Annotated in this window: 17 protein-coding genes; 5 read left to right on the top strand and 12 right to left on the bottom strand. The window is 40.9% G+C overall.

Going from position 1 to position 16,954, the window contains the following annotated elements:
• From J8L71_RS07340 to leuS, 10 genes are read right to left on the bottom strand one after another with little or no spacing between them, the layout of a single operon-like run.
• Positions 1-1,161 carry a serine hydrolase gene (locus J8L71_RS07340; protein WP_058547529.1) on the bottom strand — a complete coding sequence of 387 codons (1,161 nt, stop codon included), beginning with the start codon at positions 1,159-1,161 and terminating at the stop codon, positions 1-3.
• Positions 1,162-1,214: 53 nt separating this feature from the next.
• Positions 1,215-1,979, bottom strand: coding sequence for a septal ring lytic transglycosylase RlpA family protein (locus J8L71_RS07335; RefSeq protein WP_210999963.1), 765 nt, complete (start codon positions 1,977-1,979; stop codon positions 1,215-1,217).
• Positions 1,979-3,085 carry a rod shape-determining protein RodA gene (gene rodA, locus J8L71_RS07330; protein WP_210999962.1) on the bottom strand — a complete coding sequence of 369 codons (1,107 nt, stop codon included), beginning with the start codon at positions 3,083-3,085 and terminating at the stop codon, positions 1,979-1,981. The genes J8L71_RS07335 and rodA overlap by 1 nt, the downstream gene beginning before the upstream one ends.
• Complete coding sequence (gene mrdA, locus J8L71_RS07325; protein ID WP_210999961.1) at positions 3,085-4,962, bottom strand: penicillin-binding protein 2; 1,878 nt, start codon at positions 4,960-4,962, stop codon at positions 3,085-3,087. The genes rodA and mrdA overlap by 1 nt, the downstream gene beginning before the upstream one ends.
• An 8-nt stretch (positions 4,963-4,970) precedes the next feature.
• Positions 4,971-5,441: a 23S rRNA (pseudouridine(1915)-N(3))-methyltransferase RlmH gene (rlmH, locus tag J8L71_RS07320; protein ID WP_058547433.1), complete on the bottom strand. Its 471-nt coding sequence runs from the start codon at positions 5,439-5,441 to the stop codon at positions 4,971-4,973.
• 36 nt (positions 5,442-5,477) lie between these two features.
• On the bottom strand, positions 5,478-5,795 hold the full coding sequence (gene rsfS / locus J8L71_RS07315) for a ribosome silencing factor (RefSeq protein WP_210999960.1): 318 nt from the start codon (positions 5,793-5,795) through the stop codon (positions 5,478-5,480).
• Positions 5,796-5,849: 54 nt separating this feature from the next.
• A complete protein-coding gene (gene nadD, locus J8L71_RS07310) occupies positions 5,850-6,485 on the bottom strand; it encodes a nicotinate-nucleotide adenylyltransferase (protein ID WP_210999959.1) in 636 nt (211 codons plus the stop codon).
• 14 nt (positions 6,486-6,499) lie between these two features.
• Complete coding sequence (gene holA, locus J8L71_RS07305; protein ID WP_210999958.1) at positions 6,500-7,537, bottom strand: DNA polymerase III subunit delta; 1,038 nt, start codon at positions 7,535-7,537, stop codon at positions 6,500-6,502.
• Positions 7,537-8,028 (bottom strand): LPS assembly lipoprotein LptE, encoded by a 492-nt coding sequence (lptE, locus tag J8L71_RS07300; protein ID WP_210999957.1) that lies wholly within the window; start codon positions 8,026-8,028, stop codon positions 7,537-7,539. Before lptE ends, holA begins: the two co-directional genes overlap by 1 nt.
• Positions 8,029-10,617, bottom strand: coding sequence for a leucine--tRNA ligase (leuS, locus tag J8L71_RS07295; RefSeq protein WP_210999956.1), 2,589 nt, complete (start codon positions 10,615-10,617; stop codon positions 8,029-8,031).
• A gap of 174 nt (positions 10,618-10,791) precedes the next feature.
• Here leuS and J8L71_RS07290 point away from each other — a divergent pair, with 174 nt between their 5' ends.
• The 4 genes from J8L71_RS07290 (at position 10,792) to J8L71_RS07275 (ending at position 14,880) form a co-directional block, all read left to right on the top strand.
• On the top strand, positions 10,792-11,250 hold the full coding sequence (locus J8L71_RS07290; RefSeq protein ID WP_138683536.1) for a hypothetical protein: 459 nt from the start codon (positions 10,792-10,794) through the stop codon (positions 11,248-11,250).
• Positions 11,251-11,328: 78 nt separating this feature from the next.
• Positions 11,329-13,752 carry an ATP-binding protein gene (locus J8L71_RS07285; protein ID WP_247655233.1) on the top strand — a complete coding sequence of 808 codons (2,424 nt, stop codon included), beginning with the start codon at positions 11,329-11,331 and terminating at the stop codon, positions 13,750-13,752.
• The gene (locus J8L71_RS07280; protein ID WP_138683538.1) at positions 13,753-14,229 is read left to right on the top strand and encodes an FKBP-type peptidyl-prolyl cis-trans isomerase; all 477 of its coding nucleotides are present in this window, start codon (positions 13,753-13,755) and stop codon (positions 14,227-14,229) included. It begins immediately after the preceding gene.
• Between the two features lie 138 nt (positions 14,230-14,367).
• A complete protein-coding gene (locus tag J8L71_RS07275) occupies positions 14,368-14,880 on the top strand; it encodes a hypothetical protein (RefSeq protein ID WP_210999954.1) in 513 nt (170 codons plus the stop codon).
• Between the two features lie 18 nt (positions 14,881-14,898).
• Here the strand turns inward: J8L71_RS07275 and J8L71_RS07270 are convergent, their stop codons facing one another.
• Positions 14,899-15,423: a CIA30 family protein gene (locus J8L71_RS07270; protein ID WP_210999953.1), complete on the bottom strand. Its 525-nt coding sequence runs from the start codon at positions 15,421-15,423 to the stop codon at positions 14,899-14,901.
• Between the two features lie 64 nt (positions 15,424-15,487).
• Positions 15,488-15,703: a hypothetical protein gene (locus tag J8L71_RS07265; protein ID WP_247655232.1), complete on the bottom strand. Its 216-nt coding sequence runs from the start codon at positions 15,701-15,703 to the stop codon at positions 15,488-15,490.
• A gap of 117 nt (positions 15,704-15,820) precedes the next feature.
• Between J8L71_RS07265 and J8L71_RS07260 the strand changes: the two genes are divergently transcribed.
• Positions 15,821-16,888 carry an RDD family protein gene (locus J8L71_RS07260; protein ID WP_210999952.1) on the top strand — a complete coding sequence of 356 codons (1,068 nt, stop codon included), beginning with the start codon at positions 15,821-15,823 and terminating at the stop codon, positions 16,886-16,888.
• Positions 16,889-16,954: the final 66 nt, after the last annotated feature.

Genomic DNA, 16,954 nt, shown 5'->3' with positions numbered 1-16,954 from the left:
TTACATAATTTGTAAGCGTAAGTAGTCGTAAATTTTGCTAAAGAAGCTGCCTTCTTCAACTTCTTCAAGTGTTACTAATGGGTATTGTGCAATGTCTTCACCCTCTAGTTGTAAGAATAGTGTGCCTACTTTTGTGCCTTTAGCTAGCGGTGCTTCAAGTGTATTATCTAGCTCAAAGTTAGCTTTTAAGTTTTTATGTTGACCGCGTGGAATAGTAATTGGCGTATCTTCTAAAATACCTAACGATACGTTTTCTTTGTTACCCATCCAAATACGTTGCTCTGCAAAGCTATCGCCAGCTTTGTAAGGTGTAATTGTTTCAAAAAAGCGAAATCCGTAGTTAAGTAGCTTTTTGCTTTCTACTTTACGAGCACGTTCACTTGATGTGCCCATAACAACAGCGATTAAACGCATATCGTTTTTAGTTGCAGAAGTAACTAAGCTATAGCCTGCCTCTGATGTGTGACCCGTTTTAATACCGTCTACATCTAGGCTTTCGTCCCATAATAATGAGTTACGGTTGTACTGTTTAATACCGTTGTAAGTAAATGACTTTTGCTTATAAAGTGCGTACTCGTCTGGTACATCGCGAATAAGTGCAGCGCCAAGCGTTGCCATATCGCGTGGTGTTGTGTAGTGCTCGTTAGTATCAAGGCCGTGGCTGTTGATAAAGTGGCTATTACTCATACCTAATTTAGCAGCGTGGGCATTCATCAAATCAGCAAAGGCGCTTTCGCTACCCGCAATGTGTTCAGCCATTGCTACACACGCATCGTTACCTGATTGAATAATAATACCGTGGTTAAGCTCATCAACACTAATTTGCTTACCTACTTCAATAAACATTTTAGATGATTCAGGAAAGTTTTTAGCCCATGCTTTTTCACTTACCGTTACCATATCGGTAGGTGCAATATTACCTGCGTTAATTTCGGTGCCAATTACATAACTGGTCATCATTTTAGTTAAGCTTGCAGGTGCGAGTTGTGTATCTGCTTCACCCTCAGCAATTACTTTACCTGTTGTAAAGTCTACTAAAAAATAACCTTTTGCATTAATTTGAGGTGGTGCCGGAATAATTTGGGCGCTGGCTGAAAATACGGCGGCTGTACAAACTAAGCCGCATACACCTTTGAGGATTTTATGTTTAATAGATTTCATCATACTCATTAATGGTTAAAGTTAAAAATTCGCGTTATGCCATTCTAAAGGTCTTACTGAGTGTAAAGCAAGAACGCGTTTTGAAATTGATTTTGTTTTAATTTTTTTAATACCTGGTCAGCATGTTGGGAGTCTTTAATTGGCCCTAAATGCAACCTGTAAATAGCGTCTTTCTGCACGATATTTGTTGGTAATTTATATTGTGCGCGTAGTGTGCTGGCAAGCGCTTCTATATTAGCAATTGTACTACCTGCTGCTACTTGAATATACGTTTGTCGCGCAGCTGATCCTGCAAGCGTAATAGCCTCTAGCTTAACCTTGGCTGTACCATGATTGTAGTAGCCAAGTTTGTAAGCAGCTGCGTAAGATAAATCTATAATTCTATCATCATGAAACGGGCCTCGGTCATTAACACGTACTATAACTGATTTGCCATTAGCTGTGTTTGTTACTCGCACAAAGCTCGGTAGTGGCAGTGTTTTATGAGCCGCAGTCATGGCAAACATGTCGTATGTTTCGCCATTTGAAGTGTGATAGCCATGAAATTTTCGGCCATACCATGATGCAATCCCTTCTTCTTCATAACCTGTTTCATCAAGCATTGGGCTGTATCGCTTACCCAAAACCTCATAAGGGCGACTCGCACTGGCACTTTTTGTTACTTGTGTTACAACCGCATCTTGCATCTCAAGAGTTGTAGGGGCTCTAAGTGGGGCTGCGTCATGGCGCATACTGTAGCGGCTACTAGGGGCACTACTACATGCACTTAAAAGCAGCATTAATGATGTAATAAATAAAAGCTTAGTTGAGTGTCGCATTATTTTAAAAGCATCCTTTTATCTGTCGCAATCGACATAATAATGCCAAATCCGGCCATTAACGTCACCATTGATGTGCCGCCATAACTAATTAGTGGAAGCGGTACACCTACAACAGGCAGCAAGCCCGAAACCATGCCAATATTTACAAAAATATAAACAAAAAATGTGAGCGTTAGGGCGCCGGCTAATAACTTACCAAATGCATCTTGCGCATTTACAGCAATGTATAAACCTCGGCCAATAATAAATAAGTACAGGCTGAGCAGTACACATACACCAAATAACCCAAACTCTTCGCTTAAAACCGAAAATATAAAATCGGTATGGCGCTCTGGTAAAAACTCGAGCTGCGATTGCGTACCTTGCAACCAGCCTTTGCCCTCTATACCACCCGAACCAATAGCTATTTTAGATTGAATAATATGATACCCCGAGCCAAGCGGGTCGCTCTCAGGGTCTAAAAAGGTTAGTACGCGCTGTTTTTGATAATCGTGCATACCGTAATGCCAAAACGGCCAAGCAGCGAGCCCCACTACAGAGCTTAAAAAGCCAATTAAACGCCAGCTCAAGCCCGATAAAAACAATACAAAAACCCCAGAACTTGCAATTAATATTGAGGTTCCTAAATCGGGTTGCTCTTTTATTAATAGCGTAGGCAACATAACTATTACAAAGCCAATAATTAAATGCAGCGGGCGAGGTGGTAAGTTATTACGTCCTATATACCAAGCAACCATCATAGGGACCGCGAGCTTCATTAATTCTGATGGCTGAAATCGGGTGATCCCTAGATTTAACCAGCGCTGTGCACCTTTGGAGCTTACGCCAAATAAAAGCACGCCAACCAACATAAGTAAGCCTACGCAATAAAGCGGAATAACTAAACGCTTGAGCGTAGCAGGTGAAAACTGGGCAAGTATTACCATGCCAATTATTGCGCCGCCCATACGAGTCATGTGGCGAATCATCATTGCGGTATCTTGGCCGCTGGCACTGTAAACAATGCTAATGCTACCAGCCATCATAACTAATAAAGCAATGAGTAATGGCAAATCGAGGTGCATACGCATCCAAATAGAGCGTTTATCGTGTAATGCAGTCATTATTGTTGTTTCCCTGCAGGCTCAATAGGGTTAGCTGCAAAATAGTAGTCCATTAATTGGCGCGCAATAGGGGCGCCTACTGAACTACCACCACCGGTGTTTTCTACCACAATAGATACGACAATTTTAGGATCGTCATACGGAGCAAAACCAATGTATATAGCGTTATCTCGTTGACGCTCTTTTAGTGATTTTGCATCGTAACGTTCACCTTGAGCAATACTAACCACTTGAGCCGTGCCAGTTTTACCAGCAGGGTCGTAATTAGCGCCTTTAAATGCACGATGCGCCGTACCTGTTACTTTTTTAACGGTGTTGTGCATAGCATCAAGCGCGATACGCCAATTATCTGGGTTATTTAATACAACAGGTGGTTTTTCTTCGCCATTAATTTGTGTAACTTGATCTTCTTTTTTAGCCACTTGGGCTAAATGTGGTGGGTGGTTTATGCCTTTATTAACTAAAATATTGGTCGCGTTTGCTATTTGGATGGGGGTAGCTGTCCAGTAGCCTTGTCCAATGCCTACAGAAATTGTATCCCCGCGCCACCAAGACTCTTTAAAGCGGCCTTCTTTCCATTCTTTTGAAGGCAGTATTGCTGTGGTCTCTTCGTGTATATCTATTCCCGATAGATCCCCAAAGCCAAAACGCGCCATAAAGTTACTAATTTTTGTAATACCTAGGCGATAGGCTGCATCGTAAAAGTAAGTATCGCACGACTCTTCAATCGCTTTGTAGACGTCAACATGGCCGTGTCCCCAGCGTTTCCAGTCACGCCATTTGTGATCCACATTAGGAATTTGAAAAAAGCCCGGATCCCACACCGACGTTGACTCTGTCACTATGTTTTCCTCAAGCGCGAGTATGGCCATGTGAGGTTTTACTGTAGAGGCCGGTGCGTATCGTCCTTGTGTAGTACGGTTTATTAAAGGACGGTCAGGGTTAAGCAATGCTTTATAATCTTTGCTGCTAATACCGTGTACAAATAAATTAGGGTCGTAGCTTGGGTTTGAGTACAGCGCCAATACACCGCCATCTTTTGCATCCATAACCACAATTGCACCACGCATGTCTTTTAAAGAGTGCTGAGCAATTTGTTGTAAGCCAATATCAAGGGTAAGTACTATATCGCTACCCGGTTGTGGTGGAGTCAGACTGAGGGTGCGAATTACACGGCCACGGTTATTTACTTCAACACGCTGTGAGCCAACTTGACCATGTAAAAGTTGTTCGTAATATTTTTCTATACCGAGTTTACCAATGTCGTGCGTAGCACGGTAATTAGTTGCTTGGTCTTCTTGCTCAAGCTTATTGAGCTCTTTACGGTTTAGTTTGGCTACATAACCTAGCGCATGGGTGAGTGTATCGCCGTAAGGGTAATAACGGGCTAGGCGGGCTTCAATACTAAAGCCAGGGAATTTGTGCTGATTAACCGAAAACTTAGCAACATCAGACTCGTTTAAACGAGTTTTAAGTACTTGCGATTTAAAACGGCGAGTGTGCTTTATGTCTTTTAAAAAGTCTTCTTTTTGTTGATCAGTAATAGTAATTATTTTGCTAACCTGCTCAAGTGACTTGGCTAAATCGTCCACCTCTTCAGGAATAACCTCAAGGTTATACACGGGTTTGTTTTCGGCCAGAAGTACACCGTTTCTATCGTAAATAAGGCCACGGTTGGGGGCAATAGGAATTACTTTAATGCGGTTGTCGTTAGAGCGGGTTTGGTAATCCTGGTGATCTTCTACCTGAATGGTATATAGGTTTGAAAGCAAAATAGCTACTAAACCTAATACAAATACAAAACCCACAAATGCACGCCGTGCAAATAAATTTGCCTCTGCTGAGTGGTCACGAATAGTGGGTCTTTGTTTCAACATGGCAAGGTTTACTCGCGATGATAAGGATGATTGTTATTTAAGCTCCAGCCACGATAGAGGCTTTCTGCAACAATAATGCGCACCAAAGGGTGCGGTAATGTTAAATTAGATAACGACCATTTTTGCTCCGAGGCAGCAATGCACTCTGGAGCAAGTCCTTCTGGTCCGCCAATAAGCAAACTTACATCGCGGCCATCGAGTTGCCATTTTTCCATACTTTTTGCAAGCTGGTGGGTATCAAGTGGTTTACCTGTCACTTCCAGTGTAACAATCCGATTGCCTTTAGGAATAGCGGCTAAGGTTTTTTCTCCCTCAATGTGTAAAATACGTTTTATATCCGCATTTTTACCACGTTTGCCTGCCGGAATTTCTATCAGTTCTAGTGCCATATCTCTAGGGAAACGGCGCTGGTATTCTGTAAATCCGGTTTCTACCCATGCTGGCATTTTTGTACCAACAGCAATCATTTGTATTTTCACGTATTACTTCCAAGCTCAATTAAAAAATAGTGGAGTTTAGCCCCACAGTTTTTCTAGATCGTAATAGCTACGTGCTTGGTCTTGCATCACGTGTACAACCACATCACCTAAATCAACAAGCGCCCATTCACCATCGCTTTGGCCTTCATAACCTAGAGGCTCTGCATCTGCATGACGAGCTTCTTTTGCTAAATGATCAGCAATTGATAAAACGTGACGTTTAGAAGTACCAGAACATACGATCATGTAATCTGTGATGTCTGATGAGTTACTTACGTCAATATGAACTATGTCACGTGCTTTCATATCGTCAATTTTATCTAGTGCAAAGGCAAGAAGTTGTTTCGAATCCAAGGTTTTGTCTCAATATTAAATTTAATAACGCGCATTTTAACACGCTAAGGGGTTTTAATCATCACTTTGATAAAGCTGGTGTTGCTCAATGTAATGACTTACGGATTTAGGTAATAGTTCATTCTTTTTATTGGTTTTTTTAAGTTGCTCACGAATCACGCTTGAAGCAGCGTCGAACATGTCCCCAGGTAAAAAATAAAGTTTACCTGCTGGTGCTTGCTCAAGTGCGTGCGCCTTATTTACTTGCGCGTGTTGCATATAGCTTTTGAGTTGCTCAGAAGGGGTAACCGTTTGCTCTGGGCGTTCGTAAACAACAATATGGCAAAGCTGTGTTATGGCTTGCCATTCGTACCATTTATCAAGGTTATTAAACGAGTCCATACCAATTAAAAAGATAATTGGTGTTGTTGGGTGCTCAGCTCTTATTTCTTGCAAGCTTAATAACGAATACGACGGGCCGCTTCGATTTAGCTCTCTTAAATCAAGTTGAAAAAATGAATAAGGAGCAATTGCCGCACTGAGCATATTTATACGGTGCTCGGTGCTAATACCAGGCGCGGTTTTATGCGCAGGCAAAGCACAAGGCATAAAGTACAAGGTATTTAAATTAAATGCTTTTACACATTGCTTGGCCATATTAATGTGGCCTAAATGCACGGGGTCGAAGGTGCCACCAAAAATTGCAATCATTTTAAGTATCTTAATTAGCTAAGTGCGTGGCAAGGCATAGGAATATCAAGCGGCTGGCAAAATTTAATGCAAATATGAGCAAGCCCTTGGTATGGCGCAATTAAATTGCCTTGCTTGTAGCTTGAATCAAACAACGCAAGCTCGCTACTGATATGTTCAAGGGTTTGGATGTTTAATCGGTTTATGGCGTTTTGTACTGGGCCTTGTTGGTTTTTCCAAATTGCTTTTTGCTTAAATAAGTTAGCAATAGGTTCGCCATTTAATAGCCCAAGCTGCACGCTCATTAAAGTGTTAAGTTCTTTATTTATAGCCCATAAAATACTCACTACTTCGGTATTGTCGCTGGCTAATTTATTGAGTACTTTAATCGCTTGTTTAGCGTGCCCATTTAAAAGAGCATCGCTTAAATCAAAAATATCAAACTTGGCTTGATTAAGCAGGCCTTGCATTACCAATTGCTGGGTTATTAAAGCGTTACCGTGTAACAACGAAAGCTTTTCTAGCTCCTGAAAACACGCTAACAAATTACCTTCGGTGGCGTTAATTAAGCTAACCTTTGCATCGTTTTGCATATTAAGAGACAGGCGATTAACTTGATCGTCTAACCAGCGTTTTAAATGACTACCAGCAAGCGGATAACAAGGTACAAATACACCGTGTTTATCTAAGGCTTTAAACCATGCGCCGCGTTGTACTTCTTGGCTGGCTTTAGCACCTTTGATAATTAATAGTGTGTCTGGATTTATTAGCTCAATAACTTTTTTGAAGGTGTTGCTGCCAACTACGCCTGGCTTTTGTTGGTTTAAATCAAGCTCAATAATCGTGCGTGCACTAAACAAAGACATACTTTGATATTGAGCTATAACTTCTTGCCAATCAAATCCTTGCATTAAAGTAAACTTAATTACTTCGTCAAAGCCTTGGGCTTTGGCGGCATCTCGAATTTGTTGTACGCATTGCGCTTCTTGAAAGGGCTCTTCGCCAAACACTAAATAAAAGGGTTTTAAGCCTTTTTTTAATTCACTGGTTAACTGATTAGCGTAACAGCGCATTATAGTTGTGACAGCTCTCTAACAATACGACGACTTGCTTGTTCACGAATTTCGCTAATAAGAAGCTCAAGTTCTTTTGCTTTAGCTAATGCGTGATCAGGGTCGTCTTGGTAGTTACGATAAAGCTCAAAGCGTTTTTCAATGGCTTTTTCACCTGGGCGTTTAACGATGTAAGTTACGCCATAAGCAAGTTCGTATTCAGCAACCTGACCATTTTGAAACAACGACAGGGTTTGACGTTCAATGCTTTCTTTACGAAGGTAGAGCTGTGCAATATCTTTGGCTGACGGTTTTAGTTCAACATTACTCGCTTTTAGCTCATTTTTAAGAGCTGCAAATAAAGTCGATTTTTCGTCATCTCCTTTAAGCGTGAGCGTTTTTAGGTTATCAGGCAGGCTAGAGGCTTTTTTTAAGTGAAAGCCACAGCTAGATAACACAAAACACATTAGCACTAAGGCTAATGTGTTTTTAAGGGCGTTAAAGCTAACCATTTAGTTAGCTACCACGTTAAGAAGTTTGCCTGGTACATAAATAATTTTACGAATGGTTGCGCCATCAGTAAATTTAGTTACGTTAGCTTCTGCAAATGCTAGCGCTTCTACTTGCTCTTGCGTTGCATCTGCTGGCACAGTTAGTTTAGCGCGAAGTTTACCATTTACTTGCACGATGATGAGTTTTTCATCTTCAACAAGGGCAGACTCGTCAACTTTTGGCCATGCAGCATCTAAAATTTCACCTTCTTTACCAAGCTCTTTCCAAAGCTCATGCGATAAATGCGGTGTAATTGGTGCAAGCATAATAATTAATGCTTCAAGCGCTTCGTTAGCAATAGCAACGTCTTGCGTGTCGTTTAATGGTGCTTTTAATAACTTATTAGACAGCTCCATAATGGCAGCAATAGCGGTGTTAAACGTTTGACGACGCTCAACATCATCGCTCACTTTAGCAATGGCTTTATGTAGTTCACGACGAAGTACTTTTTGCGGGTTAGTAAGCGCCGATTTATCAAGTGCTTGGTAACCAACTGTTTTAACGTCTACTGCGTATTTCCATACACGTTTTAAGAAGCGGTGTGCGCCTTCTACGCCTGAGTCTGACCATTCAAGTGTTTGCTCTGGTGGTGCTGTAAACATCATGAATAAACGCACTGTATCTGCACCGTATTGGGCAATTACTTGTTGTGGGTCTATCCCGTTGTTTTTAGACTTAGACATTTTACTCATGCCTGATGAGAATACCGGCTCACCGTCTTCTTTATGCCATGCTTTAGTTACGCGGCCTTTCTCGTCGGTTTCAGTATTTACATCGCTTGGCGAGATCCATATATCGCCGCCTTTTTCATCTTTACGATAAAACGTTTCGGCAAGTACCATACCTTGACAAAGTAGGCGGTCAAACGGCTCGTCTGAATCGACTAAACCAAAGTCACGTAATAATTTATGGAAAAAGCGTGAATATAATAAGTGTAAAATTGCGTGCTCAATACCACCAATGTATTGGTTTACAGGTAACCAATAGTTTGCGGCATCAGGGTCTAACATGCCTTCGTCGTAACGTGGGCTACAGTAACGCGCGTAATACCAAGACGATTCCATAAAAGTATCGAAGGTATCAGTCTCGTGTGTAGCAGGTACACCATTTACTGTTGTTTTAGCCCACTCTGGGTCTGCTTTAATTGGCGATGTAACACCGTTCATTACCACGTCTTCTGGTAAGCGAACGGGTAGCATATCTTCTGTTGCAGCAAGTTCTTGGCCGTCTTCATCGCTAAGCATTGGGATTGGTGAACCCCAGTAACGCTGGCGGCTAACACCCCAATCACGTAGACGGAAGTTTACTTTACGCTCACCAACACCTAGCGCTTCTAGTTTGTCGGCAATAGCGTTAAATGCGCCTTCAAAATCAAGGCCGTCAAACTCGCCAGAATTAACTAATACACCTTTTTCGGTGAATGCTTCTTCTTTTAGGTTTACTTCAAGCTCAGAGCCTTCAACCGGTGCAATAACTTGTTTTATGTCAAGGCCGTAAGCAGTCGCAAACTCATAGTCACGCTGATCGTGTGCAGGTACTGCCATTACCGCGCCTGAGCCGTAATGCATAAGTACAAAGTTAGCTACCCAAATAGGCACTTGCTCGCCCGTTAATGGGTGAGTTGCGTAAAAGCCTGTTGCAATGCCTTTTTTCTCCATTGTTGCCATGTCTGCTTCGGCTACTTTGGTGTTTTTGCATTCTTCAACAAACATTGCAATCGCATCGCTATTTTTAGCGGCTTCTTGTGCAATAGGATGGCCACCGGCAACAGCAAGGTATGTTACACCCATAAATGTATCTGGGCGGGTAGTGTATACGCTAAACTTTTCGTTGTTATCGGTACGCGTAAACTCAATGTCTAACCCTTCAGAGCGACCAATCCAGTTGCGCTGCATAGTTTTAACTTGCTCAGGCCAGTCTTCTAATTTGTCTAAATCGTCTAAAAGCTCTTGTGCGTAGTCGGTAATTTTAATAAACCACTGCGGGATTTCTTTTTGCTCAACCACAGCACCTGAACGCCAACCACGGCCGTCAATTACTTGCTCGTTTGCTAGTACAGTTTGATCAACCGGATCCCAGTTAACAGTCGACATTTTTTTATACACTAGGCCTTTTTCGTAAAGCTTAGTGAAAAACCACTGCTCCCATTTGTAATACTCTGGGTGACAGGTTGCAATTTCGCGATCCCAGTCGTAACCAAAACCTAATTGCTTAAGTTGGTTGCGCATGTAATCAATATTTTCGTAAGTCCACTTTGCAGGGGCTGTTTTGTTTTTAATAGCAGCGTTTTCTGCAGGTAAACCAAACGCATCCCAACCCATAGGTTGCATTACGTTTTTGCCTTGCAGGCGCTGGAAACGAGAAACAACATCACCAATGGTGTAGTTACGTACATGACCCATATGCAGTCGACCACTCGGGTATGGGAACATAGAAAGGCAGTAATACTTTTCTTTGCTCTCATCTTCGGTGACTTTAAATACCTGGTTTTCTTCCCAGTAACTTTGGACTTTTGACTCTATGTCTTGCGGGTTATATTGCTCTTGCATCTATGATTCCAGACTTCTTGCAAACTAATAAAAAATTGCCGATAGGATACCCCAAATAAACGCCTAATCACAGCGTATAAATACGGTTTTGTTAAAATCTAACTTTCAGTTCAGGTTAACCTATACTTATCTATGTTAATGGCTAACACGCCCTTGATTTTGATGGAGTATAAAATGGCAGATTATAAAACATGGCTTAGCGATTTGACTCATTGGCTAAAAGATGTAAAAGATCATGAAGTAAAAGACGCAGTCACTCGATTTGTTGAATCTGAGCAAGCACTTAAAGACTTAGGCCAAGAAAGATACGCTTTATACAAAAGCTATTTGCAGCGTGATATAGAACACGTTCAAGAAAACGAATCACACTATAATTCGCTTGCGTGGCAAGAACTTAAAGAGTCATTGTGGTTTGAGCTCTCGCACATAGAAGACAAAACCCAACTTGAATGGCAATCCCTTAGTCAAGATTTAAAGCACAATGGTGTGTATCACGTGGGCGAATGGATAGCCATGGGCACATTAGTATGTAAGAATTGCACCCATAGTTTTGATATTTATCACGCTACACAAATTACTCCGTGTATTGAATGTGATGGGATCTATTTTAGCCGTAAGGCATTACAACCCTAAATATATGTATTAAGTGGCTTGTAGGCCACTTAATACGCCCAAAAGCCAGCGAATATGTTGGTAAAAAAAGAAGTTAGAATGACGAAAAAATTGCTGCCACTATCTGTTTCACAGCTCGCACCGAGTATTTCTACTAATCACGTAAGCACGTGTATGAGCAATCCATACCCAGAGCAACTTACTTTTATAGGGCAGCAACGTGCCCAAAGTGCCCTGGACTTTTCATTAGGAATGGAATTGCCCGGTTACAATGTTTATGTAATGGGCGAAGCTGCACATGGTCGTTTTACGCTTGTAAAAGATAAACTTAAACAACACGCCAAAGACCGTTCAACGCCAAACGAATGGTTATACGTAAATAATTACGACGACCACCGCGAGCCTATTGCGCTATTTATGCAAGCAGGGCAAAGCAAACAGTTAAGCGACGACATAGACTCGTTTTTAGATGAAGTGCTTGACACTTTTCCGGCAGCGTTTGACAACCCTGCATACCAACGTAAAAAGAAATCTATCGACCGTGAATTTAACGATGCCTACGACAGCGCCATTACCGCTGTAGAAATTGCTGCATTTGAGCAAAGCGTAGCATTAGTTGAAGAAAAAAATTCAGTAGGTTTTGCACCACTTGTTGATGGCAAGCAATTAAGTGATAACGAATTTGCAGAACTTGAAGACAATTTACGCGAAGAGTTTTTTGAAAAAATAGAAAAGCTAGAAGATGCGTTAATAGAAGCGCTCATTGAATTACCTCGTTGGAAGCGCGAATCAAAAGAAAAACAACGTAACCTTAAAAAGTCGACCGCAGAGCAAGCTACAAAACCGCTGTTAAAAGATTTAGAACACAAATATGCGACCCACATTGGTGTACTGCGTTACCTAAAAGATATACGCGTAGAAATTATTGATGCGGTACTTGAGTGGCTTGACGACGAAGACGAAAGCGAAGAAAGCAAAGAAGACTTTGATCGTAAGGGCATGCTTACCGACTTTTTCGCACCTAACATTTTAGTTGAGTTTAAAGAAGACGATGCAGCACCTGTGGTATATGAGCCTAACCCAACGTTTGGCAATATATTTGGCAAAATTGAGTATTCAACTTCGCAAGGCTCACTTATAACAAGTTACCGCTCAATTCAGCCAGGGGCTTTGCATCGTGCTAATGGCGGTTACTTAATTATGGACGCCGAAAAAGTAATGGCTAACCCACAAGTGTGGGATGGTTTAAAGCTTTCGCTTAAAACACACCAAATTAAAAACGATTTACCGTACCAAGACAGCTCAGTTGGCAGTAGTTTTACACTTCGCCCGCAACTGATACCGCTTGATGTAAAAATTATTTTATTAGGCTCTCGTGAGCTTTACTACACCATAGGTGAGTACGACGAAGAATTTGCTGAACTATTTAGAGTGCTTGCCGACTTTGACTATTACTTGCCAAGTAGCGATAAACTACAGTACCAGTTTATTACTAAAGTAACGCAGTATTGTGAGCAAACTTTAAAGTGCACAACAACGCAAGCCGCTATGGTGCGTTTACTTAAGTTTAGCTACCGCCAAGCAGAGCATCATAATAAGTTATCAGCGCGTTTTGCTGATGTACTTGAGCTTGTAGCAGAGGCAAGTTACTACGCCAAACAAGATAATCAAACGCTAGTTGACGCGCATCATATTGATGAAGCTATTGAAGGCAAGCAGTATCGCACCGGCCAAATTAGCGAAAATATGCTAAGCGATATAAAAGAAGGCCACACGCTTATTGCCACACAAGGCCAAGCAATTGGTAAAGTAAATGGCTTAACAGTGCTGCACATTGGCGATACCTCGTTTGGCACACCAGCACGTATAACCGCTACCGTATATGCAGGCGCCGATGGCGTAATCGATGTTGAGCGTGAAGCCGAGCTTGGTAAAGCTATTCACTCAAAAGGCGTAATGCTACTTACCGGTTATTTAGGTAACAAATACGCGCAGCACTTTAGCTTAACGCTAAGCGCCAACATAGCCATTGAGCAAAGCTATGGTTACATAGATGGCGATAGTGCGTCACTTGCTGAGTTATGTGCGCTTATTTCAGCCATTACTAGTTTACCAATTAGCCAATCAATCGCGCTTACGGGCTCTATTAACCAACATGGTGATGTGCAAGCCATTGGTGGTGTAAACGAGAAAATAGAAGGCTTTTTTAAGCTGTGTAAAATGCGCGGCTTAACAGGCGAGCAGGGCGTTATTATTCCAAAATCGAACCAAGTTAACTTAGTACTTGATGACGAAATACTTGATGCCGTAGAGCGCGGTAAATTTAATATTTACGCCGTAGAAACGGTAGACCAAGCACTTAACTTATTAATGGATATTGAAGCTGGCAATATTATTGATGGAGAATACCCAGAGGATTCTGTAAACGGCATTGCTTTAGCGCGTTTAAAAGATATTGCCGATATAGTTAATGGCGATAGCGAAGACGACAAAGATGCAGAGCTTGATGAGGAAAAACACTAAATGATCAATATAATTTTAGCGGTGATCATCGCTATATTTTGTTTTTTAATATTTCAAAATAGTAAAAAAGCAAAGCAACAAGCAGGTATAAATGCACAAATTGAAGCTGACTACCTAGTAGCTAATGCCCAAGTTGAGGGCGTAATAGAAACCAGCTCTGGCTTACAGTACAAAATTCTGCATAAAGGCGAAAGTGAAAATACACCTAGCCCAACCAGCATGGTTAACGTGCACTACCACGGTACATTAATCGACGGCACTGTATTTGACAGCTCAGTAGATCGTAAAACGCCAATTAGCTTCGGCTTACACCAAGTAATTAAAGGTTGGACCGAAGGCTTACAACTTATGAGCCCAGGTGATAAATACATTTTTTATGTACCGCACCAACTCGCCTACGGTGAAAAGCGAGTAGGGAGCATACCCCCTGCATCACTGCTTATTTTTGAAGTAGAATTATTAGCAATAGAATCATAAGTTTTTAGTAATAAACTACTAAAGCCTCACTTTAATAAAGTGGGGCTTTTTGCTATTTGCTAACAATAAAATTTACTCAAGGATTTTATTAATAGGTCGATACCTATAATAGCGACACACTATTTTAGGGATAAAGTAATGAATATTTCACCGTCTCCCATTTCCTATAAAGTACTTAGTAATAACTCTCAGCCTCTAAAGCAGTCAGATAAACAACTTACCGAGCAAGAGAGTGAGGAAGAACCAAACTATGTGTTATCAAAGTTTTTAGATACTAAAGCACAAAAATACAGCGAAGATAACGCAACGTTTGGCAATCAGTATAAAAATTTAGAAAAAGTATATAAACATTTCACAGGTCAAATTGTTGCATTACAAGAGCAAATTAACAAACTTAAGCAAAGCCCAGTTCAGCGAAGTTTATCATTAAATAGTAGCGCCAATGAGCTAAATAAAAGTGATGCAAATTCAGCTTTAGATGCTGATCACCTAGGTGTAAAAAAATATAAAAACACACAACAGCAAGATCAAATAGATAGGCTTGAGCTACAACTCGGGGAATTAAAATCAGAGCAAGCTGCGATAAAGCAGCAAATGATTGAGCTGGTTATCAGCGAAATAAAAAGACGAGGCGATAGCTATACAATTTAAAGGCGCAGGGCTGATAGGTTAGCTTTTAAACTCGATTTTGCTCACCTCAAGTTTGAATTCACCCTCTTGTTTGTCTGCAATTAAAAAGCCCAGTCGTTTAATGTCATTAAAATTAATAGTTGCTTGTTGCTCAAGCACGCGGCCACGAAAAGTTAACGTAAAATCACGTTGAGTAAAGTGAATATCCATCCATTCGTTTTTAGTTGTGTTAAATGAGTGCGTATAGGCTGGCCCATCAAGGTAGTCGGATGTTCTAAGTCTTAGCTGATAGGTTTTTCCATCACCTTTAATGCGTAGCGTTATGCTTTTAGAATTTTGACCTTGGGTGTCAAGTTCGGTACGTATTGATGCGAAACCGCCGTTGTTTTCAAGCGATACATCCCCTTTAAATATTAAACTTGTAGCAGTTTGGCTCACTTGGCTATTAGATACACCGCCCATTACGGAGTCGTTTACTACATACCAATTTTGATTGGCATTAGCATGCGTCGTTAAAAATAACGCATTAAATACAAAAAGTGATGAGAGCTGCAAAGTGGTCATGGCTGTTCCTAATAGCTTTAAATTATCAATACGGCTAAATATATTATTTGTTCACTTATTAAAGCTAATTATTTTTACGGCTCCATTTCTTCATTATTTTTTCAAACATGATTTCTTTATCTGTTTTATCTTCAGGGCAGGGTTTGCCGCTACCTTGAGGCAAACCGTTACTGCCAAATACGGTTGCTGTGTCTATTAAATAACATTTGCCATTAAACTTTTCTAAGCGCTTAGTCCCCGTTGTATTTTGGCTAATTACTTCTGACTTATCAGACTTCACTGGCGTTTTAATAGTGGGCTCGTTGTTTATCTCTTCATTTGTAGAGCCTTTAACTTGAGCTAAAAATAAAAAGCGCGTAAGTTAAATGGGTTACCCATTTTAATAACAAATATAAAAATGAAAGCCAAAGAAATAGAACAATTAGTATTATCGGACTCTGAAACCAAAGACGTGATCACCCCACATGCCTTTAAAATTGACCAAGCGTTATTAGGCATTCCATTAGCGACCCCTATTAAACGTGCAATGGCAATGATTATAGATGTCACTTTGATATTTATGGCCGCTAAGCTAAGCGCGACTTTAATTGCATTTGTAGCTGCGATGGCTTTTTATAAAGGCACTGCGCAGCAATACCTGCCAAAAATGTCATCGTTTTGGCGCAGAGCTCTAAAACTTTTTGCAGCGAGCTTTTTGTTTGTAAGCGCACTCACCGTGCTCTCATTAGCGATAGATTTTTTTGAAGACGATAACGCTATTCAAGGTATACAAATAGAAAAAACGCAGAAAAACGATGAGTTAAGTGAGCATGAAAAATCAATAATACGCACGTATTTGGCGCAAACAGACGATGATAAAAACTGCGATGATGTTTGCCAAAGCGCTGCTCGTGCTAATTTAGTTGGCCAATTACCAGCGCTTGCTGAAATTGAAGACGTTGGCGGGATTGAAGTTACGCGCACGTTATTGCAGTTAATGGCTATTGATGATGAGCCTATAGCGGCAGATGATTTTAAAAATAATGATACAGAGCTAAAGAGCATTTCGGGCGAAGCTTCAGATGAAAGCAATATAGTTGAAAAAGCAGACACTAAAAGCAAGAAAAGCAAACCTGTCACCAGCATTTTGCAGTGGGGCAAAGGCATTATTCAAGACCTAGGCCTTGGCTTTGGTTGGGCTGCCGTATACTTTACGTTGTTCTCGTTATTATGGCGCGGACAAACCCCAGGTAAAAAAGTATGTAATATTCGCGTAGTAGCACTAAGCGGTGAGCCACTAGGTTTATTAGATTGCTTTGGGCGCTACGGCGGCTATGGAGCTGGTTTTGCCACAGGTTTATTAGGCTTTTTACAAGTGTATTGGGACCCAAACAGGCAAGCCATTCAAGATAAAATATCAGCGACAGTGGTTATTCAGGGCAGTGTGAATCAAGTTGTAAATGTTGAAACGGTAAAGATGCAGTGAAAGAGTAAAGTAATTATAAAAATATACAGATTGAGTTAAAAAACCTAAAATTAAGTACAGTTTTAA

It is taken from the genome of Pseudoalteromonas sp. MMG007 (genome assembly GCF_018100985.1).
GTDB lineage: Bacteria > Pseudomonadota > Gammaproteobacteria > Enterobacterales > Alteromonadaceae > Pseudoalteromonas.
This window is presented reverse-complemented; position numbering and strand designations above follow the sequence as displayed.

Excerpts from the sequence above, each read along its gene's own strand:
- J8L71_RS07340 (WP_058547529.1), bottom strand. The coding sequence starts at position 1,161 with ATGAAATCTATTAAACATAAAATCCTCAAAGGTGTATGCGGCTTAGTT.
- J8L71_RS07335 (WP_210999963.1), bottom strand. The coding sequence starts at position 1,979 with ATGCGACACTCAACTAAGCTTTTATTTATTACATCATTAATGCTGCTT.
- rodA (WP_210999962.1), bottom strand. The coding sequence starts at position 3,085 with ATGACTGCATTACACGATAAACGCTCTATTTGGATGCGTATGCACCTC.
- mrdA (WP_210999961.1), bottom strand. The coding sequence starts at position 4,962 with ATGTTGAAACAAAGACCCACTATTCGTGACCACTCAGCAGAGGCAAAT.
- nadD (WP_210999959.1), bottom strand. The coding sequence starts at position 6,485 with ATGATTGCAATTTTTGGTGGCACCTTCGACCCCGTGCATTTAGGCCAC.
- holA (WP_210999958.1), bottom strand. The coding sequence starts at position 7,537 with ATGCGCTGTTACGCTAATCAGTTAACCAGTGAATTAAAAAAAGGCTTA.
- lptE (WP_210999957.1), bottom strand. The coding sequence starts at position 8,028 with ATGGTTAGCTTTAACGCCCTTAAAAACACATTAGCCTTAGTGCTAATG.
- leuS (WP_210999956.1), bottom strand. The coding sequence starts at position 10,617 with ATGCAAGAGCAATATAACCCGCAAGACATAGAGTCAAAAGTCCAAAGT.
- J8L71_RS07290 (WP_138683536.1), top strand. The coding sequence starts at position 10,792 with ATGGCAGATTATAAAACATGGCTTAGCGATTTGACTCATTGGCTAAAA.
- J8L71_RS07285 (WP_247655233.1), top strand. The coding sequence starts at position 11,329 with ATGACGAAAAAATTGCTGCCACTATCTGTTTCACAGCTCGCACCGAGT.
- J8L71_RS07280 (WP_138683538.1), top strand. The coding sequence starts at position 13,753 with ATGATCAATATAATTTTAGCGGTGATCATCGCTATATTTTGTTTTTTA.
- J8L71_RS07275 (WP_210999954.1), top strand. The coding sequence starts at position 14,368 with ATGAATATTTCACCGTCTCCCATTTCCTATAAAGTACTTAGTAATAAC.
- J8L71_RS07270 (WP_210999953.1), bottom strand. The coding sequence starts at position 15,423 with ATGACCACTTTGCAGCTCTCATCACTTTTTGTATTTAATGCGTTATTT.
- J8L71_RS07260 (WP_210999952.1), top strand. The coding sequence starts at position 15,821 with ATGAAAGCCAAAGAAATAGAACAATTAGTATTATCGGACTCTGAAACC.